Source organism: Wandonia sp., assembly GCF_984588085.1.
In genome coordinates this window covers 84,509-99,157 of record NZ_CFIGVI010000005.1, presented here as the reverse complement: position 1 = coordinate 99,157, position 14,649 = coordinate 84,509, and the positions used below count along the sequence as shown (strand labels likewise).

13 protein-coding genes are annotated in these 14,649 nt (G+C 39.1%); 1 reads left to right on the top strand and 12 read right to left on the bottom strand.

Features of this window, described 5'->3' with window-relative positions:
- Positions 1-2 precede the first annotated feature (2 nt).
- The 7 genes from AC4PL9_RS03590 to AC4PL9_RS03560 all read right to left on the bottom strand — a co-directional run bounded on the left by AC4PL9_RS03590 (position 3) and on the right by AC4PL9_RS03560 (position 9,066).
- Positions 3-563 carry a Crp/Fnr family transcriptional regulator gene (locus AC4PL9_RS03590; RefSeq protein WP_491603409.1) on the bottom strand — a complete coding sequence of 187 codons (561 nt, stop codon included), beginning with the start codon at positions 561-563 and terminating at the stop codon, positions 3-5.
- A 244-nt stretch (positions 564-807) separates the two neighbouring features.
- Entirely contained in the window at positions 808-1,155 is a 348-nt protein-coding gene (locus tag AC4PL9_RS03585; protein ID WP_491603408.1) for a helix-turn-helix domain-containing protein, read from the bottom strand.
- 189 nt (positions 1,156-1,344) lie between these two features.
- On the bottom strand, positions 1,345-4,452 hold the full coding sequence (locus tag AC4PL9_RS03580) for a tetratricopeptide repeat protein (protein WP_491603407.1): 3,108 nt from the start codon (positions 4,450-4,452) through the stop codon (positions 1,345-1,347).
- 174 nt (positions 4,453-4,626) lie between these two features.
- Complete coding sequence (locus tag AC4PL9_RS03575; RefSeq protein WP_491603406.1) at positions 4,627-4,845, bottom strand: hypothetical protein; 219 nt, start codon at positions 4,843-4,845, stop codon at positions 4,627-4,629.
- A 244-nt stretch (positions 4,846-5,089) separates the two neighbouring features.
- Complete coding sequence (locus tag AC4PL9_RS03570; protein WP_491603405.1) at positions 5,090-5,542, bottom strand: 3-oxoacyl-ACP synthase; 453 nt, start codon at positions 5,540-5,542, stop codon at positions 5,090-5,092.
- Between the two features lie 34 nt (positions 5,543-5,576).
- Positions 5,577-6,593, bottom strand: coding sequence for a hypothetical protein (locus AC4PL9_RS03565; RefSeq protein ID WP_491603404.1), 1,017 nt, complete (start codon positions 6,591-6,593; stop codon positions 5,577-5,579).
- Positions 6,594-6,612: 19 nt separating this feature from the next.
- Positions 6,613-9,066: a DUF5686 family protein gene (locus AC4PL9_RS03560; protein ID WP_491603403.1), complete on the bottom strand. Its 2,454-nt coding sequence runs from the start codon at positions 9,064-9,066 to the stop codon at positions 6,613-6,615.
- A 184-nt stretch (positions 9,067-9,250) separates the two neighbouring features.
- On the opposite strand from AC4PL9_RS03560, the gene AC4PL9_RS03555 reads away from it, so the two are divergent.
- Positions 9,251-9,538, top strand: coding sequence for a hypothetical protein (locus tag AC4PL9_RS03555; protein ID WP_491603402.1), 288 nt, complete (start codon positions 9,251-9,253; stop codon positions 9,536-9,538).
- Positions 9,539-9,594: 56 nt separating this feature from the next.
- Here the strand turns inward: AC4PL9_RS03555 and abc-f are convergent, their stop codons facing one another.
- The 5 genes from abc-f to AC4PL9_RS03530 all read right to left on the bottom strand — a co-directional run bounded on the left by abc-f (position 9,595) and on the right by AC4PL9_RS03530 (position 14,634).
- Positions 9,595-11,460, bottom strand: coding sequence for a ribosomal protection-like ABC-F family protein (abc-f, locus tag AC4PL9_RS03550; RefSeq protein ID WP_491603401.1), 1,866 nt, complete (start codon positions 11,458-11,460; stop codon positions 9,595-9,597).
- 4 nt (positions 11,461-11,464) lie between these two features.
- Complete coding sequence (locus AC4PL9_RS03545) at positions 11,465-12,061, bottom strand: DUF4293 family protein (protein WP_491603400.1); 597 nt, start codon at positions 12,059-12,061, stop codon at positions 11,465-11,467.
- A 68-nt stretch (positions 12,062-12,129) separates the two neighbouring features.
- Positions 12,130-13,149 (bottom strand): beta-ketoacyl synthase chain length factor, encoded by a 1,020-nt coding sequence (locus AC4PL9_RS03540; protein ID WP_491603399.1) that lies wholly within the window; start codon positions 13,147-13,149, stop codon positions 12,130-12,132.
- Between the two features lie 12 nt (positions 13,150-13,161).
- Positions 13,162-14,352, bottom strand: a complete 1,191-nt coding sequence (locus AC4PL9_RS03535) for a beta-ketoacyl-[acyl-carrier-protein] synthase family protein (RefSeq protein WP_491603398.1) — start codon at positions 14,350-14,352, stop codon at positions 13,162-13,164.
- Between the two features lie 9 nt (positions 14,353-14,361).
- Positions 14,362-14,634, bottom strand: coding sequence for a phosphopantetheine-binding protein (locus AC4PL9_RS03530; protein WP_343789093.1), 273 nt, complete (start codon positions 14,632-14,634; stop codon positions 14,362-14,364).
- Between the last annotated feature and the right edge of the window lie 15 nt (positions 14,635-14,649).

Here is a 14,649-nt window from a genome sequence, read left to right as displayed (position 1 = left end):
TGTTAAGAAATGAGGTTGTTTTTTATCCGGCTTAAACTTTGTTCTGCTACGCCTAAATAAGACGCAATATGTCGCTGAGGAACTTTCTGAAAAAGTTCGGGATTCTTGTTGAGCAAATTCTTATAACGTTCTTCTAAATTGAGAACTTGCATATCGGACAACTTTTCAACAGTTTGCAGGAATGCTTCTTCCGCAATAATCCTTCCCAGTTTTTCAAACGCATGTTGTGTGCTGAAAAGATGTAAAAGATCCTTCTTATTGAATGCATAGTAGTCAACATCGGTTAGGGTCTCAATAAAAAGATCACTTGCTCTCTCGGTTAAATAACTTTTATAATCGGTTGCAAACCATTTCGGAAAATAAAAATGATGCGTGTATTCTTTTCCGTCGATAACCTTATAACCGCGCAAGAGTCCCTTTTCCAGAAACAGGTACTTGAGATTCGGTTTTGACGGACGGAATAGTAGCTGACCTTTCGGAACATGATGTCTCGTTGCTACACTGAGTAAAAGCTCATATTGATGATCGGAGATATCGATATGTGATAAAATAATATCTTTCATGCTTATTTACAATAAAATGCCTTCTGATAGTAGAGAAACGAGTTTACAGCTACTTTCTTGTTTACCGTGGGGTTAATTTACTGCTCTGTCATTCCTTTTAGTGTCTCATTTCGCAATAGATAGGGTATTGAAAAGCGACTGTTAGTAGTTCCGATTCATCGTATGAAGTAATTACAATTTCCGGTAGCAAGCTGATGAAGAACAGGACTGTTTAATTAAATATAACGGATAGAAACAACAGTAGTCAAACGGAATTCTGAGGGAGATTTAATAAGGATTTTAAGAGTTGAATTTGCTCTTCGAGTACATGGATCGTTTTTTCGTATTGCGCTATCAATTTTGAAGAATCAGGTGTATTTTGTCTATCAGAGAAGATACTTTGGGAATCGAATACTAATATCTTTATTGGGCTTACTTGTAGGATCTGACCTATTTCATTGAGTCGTTTTATACTCAACTGTGTTTCTCCGGCTTCAATTTTAGAATAGGCGCGTGTCGAGATTCCAAGAGCATCTGCCATAAACTCCTGAGACCAGTTTTTTAGTTCTCGAAGCCGCTTGATATTAATATGTGGTTCCTTTATTACTTGCATTTCCGTCAGAAGTTTTCATCTGCGCAAATGTACTTGCTCAAAAGCTTCTCAACTTGGTACTTTTTATTCGAAATATTGGCGTTTTTCAGTCATGTCTGAAAACAAGGTTTTGTTTTTGAGTGGAGTACAAAAGGAGTGGCATTTTCCCTTTGGATAGGAGGAGTAACTAATTTTTAGATACAAATCTTCTTATTTTATATCACAAATCCCCGTTCTAGTTACATGTGAAGGAGGGTGACCAAATCTTTTCTTGAACACTTTACTGAAGTACACCGCATCTTCAAATCCTACTTCCCATCCGGCTTCAGTTACGTTCAATCCTTCCTTCAATAATTCAATGGCTTTCTGCAAGCGAACATTTCGGATATATTCTGCGGGAGTGGTTCCCGTAAGGCTTTTCATTTTTCGATTGAGTTTACTCGAAGAAAAGTAGAGTTGATCTGCCAATTCGGGAACACCAAACTGTGGATCTGATAAGTGGTGTTGAATGGTGTCATTTATTTGGGCTAGAAGTTCCCGGTCTTTTGATGACAACTCCGGTAATTCATCAGGTGTTGGGATAGCGGTGCCTTCAAATTTTTGACGGAGTAATTGCCTTGCGCGCACTATATTTTGTACCCGTAACTTTAGTTCTGCTAATGAAAATGGTTTGGTTAAATAGTCATCGGCACCTGTTTCCAGTCCGGCTATTTTATCATTTTGATCGGCTTTTGCGGTTAATAGCAAGATTGGAACGTGCGATGTAAATATGTTGTCCTTTAGAGTTTTGCATAAAATCAAACCACTTGTGTCAGGCATCATAACATCACTGATGATTAGGTCAGGAACCAATTCTTCTGCCAACTGAATTCCTTCTTTTCCATTTTTCGCTTCTGCAAAACGATATTCGGCCCCTAAATTCGTAATGATAAAGCGTCGTAGTTCGGTTTGATCTTCAACTACCAATACAAGGGGTAACTCTTTATTCTGAGAAGAAGTATATGTTTGGTTTTCTACTGATTGTACAAACATTGTATTCGTATCTTGCGGAACGACTTGTTCTTCCATACGTGCATTTTTCAACTGAACATAAAAGGTACTTCCCCCCTGTTCAATTGAGGACTCAACAGACACCTTCCCTCCGTGCAGTAGGGCTAATTCTTTAACCAGTGCTAATCCAATCCCGGAACCTTCGTACGTTCTGTTTGATGGCTCATCAATCTGAAAGAAACGATCAAAAATATAGGGGAGATATTCAGCGGCAATTCCTGTACCTGAATCCGTTACTTTCAATAAAAAGAACTCTTCTTTTGTGGCGACATCTACAGTAATTGTTCCTCCATCAGGTGTGAACTTAAAAGCATTTGATAGCAGATTAGAAACAATAATTGAAAGTGCCTCTTGTGAAAAAACAAAAGGATCTTGTTGTTTCGTTTCCTGCTGAAATTTGAGCTGGATATTCTTCTGCTCTGCCAGTGAGAAAAATGCTTCTACCAGTGCTTTTGTCTCTTCTACTATAAACCCGGTTTTATAATTCAAGGTATAGGAAGTACTTTCCATTTTTGATAATTCCAGTAGCTGATTGATGAGCTGTAGTAAATGTTTACTACTACTTTTTATCTCTTGAAAATGCATTTGATCTTCGTCACTTCTATTTTCTTCTAAGACTTCCAGATGTCCGTTAATGAGTGTTAAAGGTGTTCTGAATTCATGTGAAATATTAGCCAATAAACGTACTTTAAACTGTTCGGTTTCTACTATCCGCTCTACTTCTCTTTTAGATAGTGCTATATTCTCTTTTTCAATTTTTATTTTTTTATTTCTCAATCGAAACAAGAAAAATACAACGATTAGTATCAGGAGGGTTACAACTAATCCAAGCATAGCAACATTGCGCTGGATCTGTTTCGTTTTTAACTCTGCTTTTGCTACTGCTTCTTTCTTTTCAAATTCATAACGAATAGCCAACTTCTCTGTATCACCTTTTGTCTCTTTTGTTGCTTCACGATATTCAACAAGTTTCTTGTAATGTTCAAAAGCAGACTTATAATCTCCTTTTATGCTGTCTGCTTTGACTAGATAGGTGTAAACAAAAGGTAAACTCCGTTTTTCATCATTTGCTACAAAATAATCGAAGGTTTTGTTCAGTAGTTCTTCTCCCTCTTTTATTCTCCCTGTTTCGATATAGATCGCGCCAACTAGTTTTTGAGCATGTATAAGTTTTCTATAGGTGTCTATTTTTTTTGAAATTTCAATTTGCTTGTTTAGTGCCTCAAGTGCCAGATCGTATTTTTTTTTCTCGAAATGATTGGCGCCAAGTTGTCCATAAACACCGTTTAGACCTATCGTATCATTGTATTCTTCGAAAATGCGATTGGCTTTTTCCAAAATCTCGTTGGATTTTGCGATGTCTTTCTTTTCAAAATAGAGTCCGGCTAATAATAAATAAGAATCACCTTCTTCTAATTTTTTACCTAACTTTTTATTAAGTGCTAAAACCCGGTTAAAATACGCTAATGCTTTGTCAAAATCCTTTATGCTACGGTAAAGATTCCCTAACTGTCCGCAAATCCAGATGATCCCTTCCTGATTATTACTTTCAATATATTTTTCAAGTGATAAGTTAAAATGACGCAATGCGACAACTCTATTGCCTTGCCAATAATTTAAAAGACCTGCATTTCCGGCAGTCCAGGCTATTTTTGATGTTTTATCTAACTTTTTATAAAGAGCTAAGGCTTTTGTGAAATGTTGAGTGGCATCACTGTACTTTGCTTCTTGCGAATAGAGGTTGGCTAAAAAGCTATGCAGATTAGCTTGCAATACTAGATCATCTGTTTTTTCGCTTAGTGTAATTCCTTTTTGAAGGTATTCTTTCGATTTTTCTTTTTCTCCTTTTCCGGAATAATAATCTCCCAGTTGAAAATACAGAAAAGCTTCATCACTATAATTGGTGTTGATCTTTAGGTTTTTGAGACCTTTTTCACTGTAGTAAAAAAGCTTTTTGTCTGCTCCGCAATCTCTATACGCAGCAGCCAGTGAAACGTAGGCACTTGTTAACCCTTTTGTGTAGAGGCTTTTTTGTGCTAATTTTTCAGCTTTATGAGCATGTAGCACTGCCATTTTACAGGCTCCTTCCTGCATTTCAAAGCGACTCAGTTCATTTAGTAAGTCCACTTTTTTCTGCTCACTTTTTGTTTTGGAAAGAGCCTTTTTCAACAGACTGATTTTTTCTTGTATCTCTTGATTCTGGGCATTAACAACCGTCACAGATACAAAAAATGTCAGGAGAAAAATAAGTAAACGTCTGCTATTCATGGTTTACATAAAATCTGCGCCCTTTCCTTATAAATTGGGGGTAGGACGATCAAATAAAGCAAGCGCCGAATATAACTCTTTTGCGAATATGGAGCAGTTTAAATACAAAAATCCCGACAAAATAATTTACCGGGATTTTTAAGTGTTACTTATAGTTATGTTGTAAAAGAATCTTTAATCAGCTTTTAAAAAAACGGCACAATTTGATGGAGTTTCAGATCCTCCTGTTAGCCCTGAAATCATTTCATCACATTTCTCTTGTGCAACTTCCTGACTAGAAGCATTTGTAATTACACCCATGTCCATTCCTCCACAATTACAGTCGTAGTTATCCAGTTTGTTACATGATGATAATGCAATAACGGTAAGTCCGACGAATAAAACTCTTTTCATAATGATATTGTTTGTATAATAATGTTCTGCAAAGGAACATCTTATCAAAGTGGAAGCCTTACATCAATAGTTCCGAAATAAGAACTTTTAGTTCATACTATTGAAGGTTTCCTAATGTAGGATAGATTGGTTTTCTTATATAACCTCCTTGTGATCCGCCATGTCGTGTTAATGAAGGCAAAACTTGGTAGGGATATGGTTAATATGGAGGGAGTAGTAATTTTAGAAAACGAGTTGTATACAACTAACAAATATCAGTTACTTTGAGTTGTAGGTTGGGTAGGGTGATTTCATCACCGATTTGTTTATTCAGGAGTTGTGTTCCCAATGGAGATTGAAGAGAAATGCAAAAGACAGGAATTTCATTATACACTACTTTACCCAATGCCAGCCCGAGGAAGTACCACCCGTTTGTCAGCCGGATAAGTGATCCGACCCCGATGGCATCTGTTGATTGTGATTCAGAGGTTTCAAATTGTTGAATCCAGTGCAGTTGTTTGTGGTACTCCTGTAGTTGGTGTCCGAGTTTTTCCATTTCCAGTTGTGCCATAGCTCTGGAAGTTTCGTGTTTATCACCGGCTGTACTTTTCGTATCCGCACTCAAATCGTGACGAAGTTGTGTTATTTCATTCTGCAAACGTTGCGATTTTTCTTGCAGGATGGTTTTTAAAACAGCTGTGAATTCTTGTCTTTGCATGATAAGGTATAAAAAGGCAAAGATACACTATTCGCTAATTCCATGTCCATTCGATAAAGTCATTCATGATTTCTTTCCAACGTCCATTTTGATAATCAATTTCTCCATTTTCTAAAACCGGGAAAAAATTGTGTTCAAGTTGGCTGTAACGATGTGTGGTGAGATTCTGTTTTTCCTTTTCCGTGAAAAGTATGGGGAGTAAATCACATAAATCCGCAATAATGTCATGTGAACCATAAGCTATATAAATGGGGATGTCTAGAGATAATAAATCAAACATAGTACTCTTTGAAAAGGAGTTCCATGAAACGAGATTAGGGTGTTGAATAAGTGTGTCAGGATGTTGTATTTCCTCCATAAAGGAATACGTGTTTTGAGTAATAGAGTCAGCTTGTTCCCATGTGATTTTGCCTGACTCAGCATCCTTTCTTGCCTGTCGGATAGAGGTATCAATTCTTCCAAGTGGGTTATACCCAAAAAGTCCTAGTCTAGTTACTTTGCGATTTGATTTGGCAATTCCGACAGCTATACGAGCTCCCTGTGAGTGTCCCATAACTATCAGTTTAGTTTTATCGATCCATTTTTGGCGATTTAAGAATCGGATGACTCTGTTTGCTCTATATACATGATTCTCCATAAAATCAGCGTTGAGATATTTTTTAGAATAGCTGTGTTGTCTGGTGGAGTCGGTGATGTAAGCATAGTTTTGGTTGATCTGTTTAATGTTTGCGATTAGCGGTGTATGAGGTTGGGATATGACAACTACATAGTACTGCTCTTTCATTTTTTCTATGTCAAAATTACTCAGTGCTATTTCTACGATTTTATTATTTCCTACATTAACAAATAACGGAACAGGTTGAGACCCCTGACAAAAAAGAAGGATCGGTTTGTGATGCTGAAAACTTGTATCGGCAATAATAAATTCAATGGTGTCTTTTTTATCTGCTATCTGAAAAGATGTGTAGCCGGTATTTCCTATATTTTTTTGTGCCGCTATCAAACCGGACATCAGGAGAAAGCTGTAGAAAAGAAAAAAGCGCATATCCATTTCAAAAGTAATTATGTTTCTACCTACCCAGTTTGATTCTCATACTCAATTTAATGGCCATATTGTCCCATTCATCCGTAAACATATAATCTCCTAATCGGTAAAAATACCCGATTCCCAAACGAAGGAAGTTGATCTTCAACAGATCATCCAAAACAAATCCGGTTTCATAATATCCTTTTTCCATGGTCTTTACGGTTACGAGCGTATGTCTTCCAGAGTTAGAAAGCGTTCCCCATCCTGCACTGAAACGCAACGACAAAACGGGAGCAAAATTTCCTTTTTTAGAACGAAATGGATTGAATGTCAGATTGAAGTGACCTGTGAATAATTGATCGTTAATAAACTCGGAAGGACGAACAGTTTCAAAACTATTGGGAGCTGTAATTCCCCAACGGTCAAAAATTCCCGGTGTTTGTAAAAGTAATGGAAGTGGAACATCACCCCATACCTGATTCCATTCTCCGCGTAAGCCAATGGAGCCTAATCGCATGATTTTAAACGTCTGATCTACGCGAACCTGTGAGCGTAAATAGTCGTATTCGCCCATCCAGATTCCGTTCCATCCTTTTACCATAGTAGCGCTGATGACCGGGAATTTAGCAGGTTTCAGATAAACACGGTCCGAACCCATTTGAATATAGTCATCCTTGATTTTCCAGTTTACTGACAATCCGGTTTCAAAAAGACGGAAAAACTGACCATCTGATAGGGAGTTCGGATCAGCAAAGTTGTAATCGTAACCGGCCCAAACCCGTTTATTGTGGTTAAACGCTTTGACAAAAAAACTTTTGAAAAGGTATCCTTCTACTTCAAACCCCAGGTTTTGGGTATAGTCCATACGGTTGATATACAGTTGGCGATAGAACTGTCCCGGATCAAGGATACCTGTGGGAGAGGGGAGTTCATATTCTCCGGTTGTTTCCACATCGTCGTAATACAGTACTCTCAGGTTCACATTATGAGACCGTTTCAACCGAAACGTAAGATCACCTCCGTATTTAAAGCGATTATCACGGAAACCGTACGCAAAATAACCTCCAACAGACATCCATTTTGCCATACGGTCATTCGTTCGTCCGCCAATACCAAGCCGGAAACCTTCAAAATTATTAAAATCAAGAATACTGAGTAAATCCAGATCGAACCAACCAATACTGATATATCCCTTTGCCAGGGTAGTTAGATTGTTCAGTCTGCGATCCAGTTGAACTTCATCCGAAATGCTATCATTAAAACGATACGTTTCCAGTTCGCGTGCATTGGTTGTTTCTCCTTTCAAGCTGTCCCAGTATGCGTTACTGCGTTCCATCGCTGCTTCTGTTACCTCGATCGGTGCGCCACCTGTTTTTACAGTTTTCCGGTCTACATCCAACTGAATATTTCTATAGAAACTGGTATTCCAGATGAAGAAATTGGAATTTCCCACAAGTGAACCCAGCGGTATAATTGTTCGGACTTCTTTTGGAAACCAATGTCCTGAAGAAAGCTGTTCGTAGGCAATTAGTATGGTAGTACCTGTTGATGAATCCTCCTTGTTTTCGGAAGAAGAGGATTCCTGCTCTACACTCAGCGACAGAGCGGGATCAAGTTCATAAATAGCATTGGTAATAGCCCAGTTTTCAGAGTGAATAAACACTTTTCCTTTTACTCCTTTGAAATTACTGCCGGGTTTGGGAGCAAAGTCAATGATAAAAACTGAATCTTTTTCCGTATACAGCGTATCCCGAAGCTCGTAATAATAGCCTTTCATCCCGGCAGAAGTTATGGGGTTCAGGTATTCCGTGGCAAACAGACTGATCGGATTATCGTAGGCAGAAAAAGGCTGGATTTGCGCAGCAAGTGTGGCAATCAATGGATTTTTTAGCCCGGAAGTACGCGTTGCTGTAATCGTTTCTTTTCGGTTGTTTAAAGGTTTGTATTCAACATGGCTGTAATTCTCGATAAGAAAAGCTTGTTGTTTTTTGAAGAATAGAGCCGTTTTGATGTCCGAAGAATCTTTGAGAGATGAAATTTGCTCTTCAGAAAGGGAGTCGACATCTGCGTTAAATACATTATAGGTATCATGTGTGTAGCTCATGTAACGTTGAATGTTATTGATCTTTTGATTCTCTACAGCATTTCGTATGATTCGTAATGCTGGATTCAGACCGGGACGTACTTCAACTGTAATTAATTCATTGGAAACAGGGTTCAGGTAGTAGTGCCGGGCTGAGTAATTGGTGATCTTCTTACGTTGATAGCCTACGAAAGAGAGTACGACTGAGTCGGCGGGAACTGAAAGTCGCAAGCGGAAATTTCCTTCCACATTGGTTGCTGTTCCGTCCATTACTTTTCCGTCGTTGTAGGCAATTACATTGACAAATGGAATGGGCTTTTTGGTTTCACTGTCAACGACAAGTGCTGCAATTTCTTGTGCCTGTATGTGTATAGAAGTGAATAAGCAGATAGCAATACATAGTAGTTGTCTCATGTGACAAAAATATAATAATTTTATATCTGTAAATAGAGGATAGTATGAACGGTTCATAAACTCCAAAAATGGATTGAAAGAATATAGATAATCGATTTTTTTTATCTTTTTGTTCTGTCAAAGTAGAAAGGTAATTCCCTGAAAAAGTACTGTTTTAAAAAAAATAGTACATTAGAGAGAAAAAATGAAACGGAGTTTAATTGGAATAGCTTTTTTGGGATTAGCTTTTGTGTCTTGTAAAAAAGATTACACATGTATTTGCACACAGATATATACGGAGCCTGCATATGAAGACAATAACGGAGAATATCATGCGGAGTATGTCTATTATAGTACAATATCTAATACGATTAAATCAAAGCCAAAAGAAGCAGAGTCGGATTGTAATAAGGGCGAATCGATAAATTCTACACCGTCTTTTAAGCAAGGTCAGGGGCCTTACACTACCGTTGTTACTTGCGAGATTCCGTAAGTGGAATCTAACTAACGGTATGTGTTTGTATATTACTTATTCTCGGGAAAAAGTAATCAGGCAAATTCTGAAAGTTCAAGCCAGCGATCTGTTTTATACTCGATATCCTGCATGACCTGAGTGAGTTCGATACTGACCTGATTCAATTCATCTCCTGAAAGATCGGGGTTGGAAAGTTTTTCGGTAAGTATCTTTTTTCGCTCCTCCAGTTTTTCGAGTTCTTCCTCCATGGATTCAAACTCGATTTTTTCTTTGTAGGATAACTTTCTCTTTTCTTTTACTTCTTTAGATTTCTCTGTTTTCTCAACAATTTGTGCTTTTTCTTCTTTGCGTCTGTTTAGTTCATCTTCCTGCAAATTTTGTCGGTAAATCGTGTAGTTACCGAGAATATCTTTGATTTCTCCGTCACCTTTAAAATAGAAAATATGATCGACCATTTTGTCCATAAAGTAACGGTCGTGAGAAACCACAATAAGACATCCCGGGAAGGAACGTAAATAATCTTCAAGAACGCTGAGTGTGAAAATATCCAGATCATTGGTAGGCTCATCCAGAATCAGGAAATTAGGATTTGCCATCAGAACGGTCATCAGTTTCAACCGTCTTTTTTCTCCTCCGCTCAATTTACTGACATAATTCCAGTGTACGCTGCGTGGGAAAAGAAATTTTTCGAGGAACTGGGCGGCACTGAGTTCTTTTCCTTTTTCAAGAGGAATAAACTCAGCAATGTCCTTAATAACTTCGATCAAGCGTTTGTCGTCCGGAATTTTAATTTGTTCCTGTCGGTAATATCCGAAAACAACGGTGTCACCAACGACAACCTTTCCTTTGGTAGGTTCCTCAATTCCGGTGAGCATATTCAGAAAGGTAGTCTTTCCGACTCCATTGGCTCCGACAATTCCTACCCGTTCGCCTTTTTTGAAGACGTATGAAAAGTCCTTCAACATTACTTTATCACCATAACTCTTTCCGAGTTTATGCAACTCAAGTATCTTGGAACCGATACGTTCCATTTTAATATTTAGCTCCAGCTCGTCTTTGTTGACTCTCTGAGAGGCAACTGATTTGGTTACTTCAAAAGCATCTAAACGGGCCTTTTGTTTTGTTCCTCTTGCTTTAGGCTGTCGACGTACCCAGTCCAGCTCTTTTCGCATAAGATTTTGCGCCTTATCAATTGTTGCTGCCAACTGTTCTTCACGCTCTGCCTTCTTTTCAAGGTAGTAGGAGAAATTTCCCTTGTATTTGTAGATCGTCTGATCCTCCAGTTCGAAGATTGTATCACAAACGACTTCCAGAAAGTAACGGTCGTGCGTAACCATAAGTAAAGTAGCCTTGCTTTGGGAGAGATAATTTTCCAACCATTCAATCATATCCAGATCAAGGTGGTTGGTAGGCTCATCCAATATAAGAAAATCAGGATCTGCCAGGAGTACCTTTGCTAAAGCCACTCTTTTTTTCTGTCCTCCCGAAAGTTCCCCGATGGGGTTATGGACTCCTGATAATTTAAGTACACTGATGAATTGTTGGATACGGCTTTCAATTTCCCATGCATGTAGGGAATTCAGTACTTCAGAAGTTTCTGTTATTTTTTTATCATCCTGCGTTTTTAGCGCATCATTATAGGCTTTCCATGCTTTTAGTTCAGGTAAGTCATGCGAGAGAATTTCCTCCTCGATGGTATGATTCGGGTTTAACTGGTCGCTTTGCTCCAGAAAGGCCACGCGGATATCATTCCGGAAAACAACACGTCCCGAATCGGTACTTTCCATACCGAGAATACAGCGTAGTAAAGTTGTTTTTCCGTTACCGTTACGGGCTACAATAGCCGCTTTTTGTCCCTGTTCAATACCGAACGTGAGGTCTTTAAAAAGAACCCTGTCTCCGTAAGATTTGGTGACTTCTTCAATGGATAGATAATTCATAGACTTAACGTAATCGGTCTAGTGACTTTAACAAATCCAAATCCTTTCGTACTCCTAAATTACCCAGGAAAATAAAAGGAATTGAGGCACAAAGCAGATAGAATCCAAGTCCTAAGGAACGCTTCGCTTCAATGGTGTCTGCGTACATAAATTGTGTAGCTGTTTCCTGTAAACTGGAAGGTATCATCATGATAAGCACAAACAAACCGGCTGTCACAAGTAAATTCAGGAAAAAGGCAATTCTTCCCAAACGAAGCTGTCGTTTTTGATTTTTATAAGAAAGTATCGCAATAAGCGTAAGTAAGGCAACAACGGAAAACAGAATGTAAACCGGAATCGTATTTTTCCAGTTCAGTTGCTGTTCTTCCATATTGAAAACAGCTCCGGTTTCAGTGATGTGTTTTTCAAATGCTTTTACTTCTTCTGCTGTCAGATCCAGTGTTGCGTTAGCATCAATACCGAAACTATTAACGGTCAGGTGTACATTTTCAGTATACCCTTCTGCGGACAGGTCAAAACTGACGATTTCCTGTCCCAGACTGATCCAGACCAGTAAGGCGATGGCGATAGCGTAATAAACTGTTTGAATACGTTGAATCATGGTAAAAGTATTTCTGCAAATATAGGGATATTCCCTCCGTATGTGTTGAATGAAAGAAAGGTTATTTGCTATTTCTTCAGAAGAAGTAAACTGGATTGTCCTGTGGCAAATTTATTGAATATTAGAATCGACGTAAGCGGTCGTTCCCATTGTATTCCCTGAAACCCTGTCATTGCGGGGTTTAGTAATTGCTGGGCAAGCCATGTGGCGGGTGCAGCAACTGTGGGAGAGTCACCGAAGAATTGTTTAAAATCAATCTGGGGAATATCTTCAAACGGAGCAATCAAATGGTTGACAGCTTTGTCGTTTTCAAGATCCCCATTACGTGGCGTAAGAATAAGGTCCGGTTCCTCCAGTTGTTTGATCTCTTTAAGAACGTTTTCCTGATCAATACCTACGAATGTTTTCAGGTAAGCTACCTCTACGGAGCATTCGGATTCGGGCTGCGTCGAAAGATGAAAAAAAGCAGAACCTTCACCGGGCACAAACCCTGTCCCCGGATTGCCAAGGGCTTCCTGTGGTGTGACCTGGTCTTTCCGAACCCAGTTCAACAGACCGAAGAGATTAAATGTGTATTCTGAAATTTCGTCAACCGCTCCGACAAGGATGTGGGAAGCCTGTCGATTGTCTAACAAGATCATTGCTTCGAGTAACGAATTTTCAAACGAATGTGCTTTTTGACTATTGGTTGAATTGTAACAATAATTTTTAGTCATAAGCCCCAATTGCGAACTGACCACATTGGTAGTAGACTGTGTGAAGTTCGTAGGAGTCATGGGACCTTCATCGTATTTATAGATTTGATCCAGAAATTTGAATGATTCTTCATTACTCCCATAAGCTGAACCGCTGATGATCGCGTCAAAATCAGTTTTACTATCCTCGATAACTTTTAGTCCGGTGGCTAAACCCATTCGCGATATTTTCCCCATTCGTCGAAGCAGGTTCATCGGAAAAAAGGGTTTGTAATCCGGTTCCGAGGCAAGAATATGATGTGTTGTCTGATTTGTAGAAGGCTCATAGGGAAATTTACCCTCAAAAGAAGATTGAGGTGAAATACACGAGCTATGATTGAGGTAATACTTCATTTGTTTCCGTATTTATTCTCTTCCGGCCTTTAGAATAAGTGAGGTACAGTTCCCCCCAAAACCAAAAGCATTGGACATTACCCGACGTAAAGGCACCTTTTTCGACGCTTCTAAAGGCAATATACTGATTTTATCATCATGAGTCAAGGTATAATTCCCTCCAATCGCTGTCTGATGGCGAAGCATCAACAAACTGAAAATGGTTTCGATTGAACCGGCAGCTCCTAATGTATGTCCTGTATACGCTTTCGTCGAAGCATAAAGAGGAACCTGTTTGTCAAATACTTTATGGATGGCCTGAAATTCAGTTTTATCGTTGTTTTCTGTTCCGGTCCCGTGGGCGTTAATGTACTGGATTTCTTCCGGAGAAATTCCCGCTGTACTGAGAGCCTTCTGCATTGCAGAGGTTGGACCGGTTGCTTCGGGGGAAGTAGAAGTCGCGTGGTAGCTGTCATTGGTATTGCCAAAACCCTCTACTTCAGCCAAAACAGGTTTTGAAGTAAGAGATTCTTCTCCTTCGAGAACTAAAAAACCTGCACCTTCGCCAAGGTTGATTCCGTCGCGGTTCCCTGAAAAGGGGGAGCAGCGCTGTTCGGATAATAACATCATGGAGTTAAATCCGTTAATGGTGTATTTAGAAAGAGCATCAGCTCCGCCTACCAATACTCGTTTTGCTCTTCCTGAACGAATCATCATGACACCTTGCATAATGGCATTCGCTGAAGAGGAACAGGCTGTGTTGATAGTGTTGTGATAAGGAATGTGTCCCAGGTATTCGCTTACCTCCATGGCTACGGAACCAATATCATATCGGTCGTATAACATGGAACCGTTATCAATTCCCTGAGCGTTTTCGTACAGTTTTTGTGTTTCACACATGGAAGAAACTGTACAGCCCATTATAATTCCGTCAATTTCAGAGGAAGAGATCCCAGCTTGCAGAAGTGCTTCACCAGCAGCAATAAACGCCAAAAGTGAAGTGCGTGCAAAATTAGCATCTGAGGGAAGTCCGGCTATTTGTTTAAGTTCTTCATTAGAATGAGCAACTTCACCGAATACGAAACGGTCTGTCAGTTTTGAATCAACATATTTCGCAGTACCGATTCCTGATTTTCCCTCTACTAAGGATTGCCAGTTCTCTTCTGGCGTGTCGCCAATTGCCGAGATGAGACCGACTCCAGTTATGAATACGCGGTGGCTCACAGAAAAAGATCAGGCTTTAAATTTGTCAGATTTTTCAAGAATGTAATCAGCCATTGCTTCAACAGTAGCTAATATTTGTCTACCTTCTTTAGGATCAGTTATTTTTACACCGTATTCTCTCTCCATCAATACAATAAGTTCGAAAGAGTCTATAGAGTCCAAGCCTATTTCTTCACCGAAAAGCTGAGCGTCGTCCGCAATGTCTGCCGGTGTCATATCCATTAAGTTTAATTGCTCGATGATCTGAGCTTTAAGATTTTGTATTAACTCTGAACGATCCATTTATTTTGATTATGG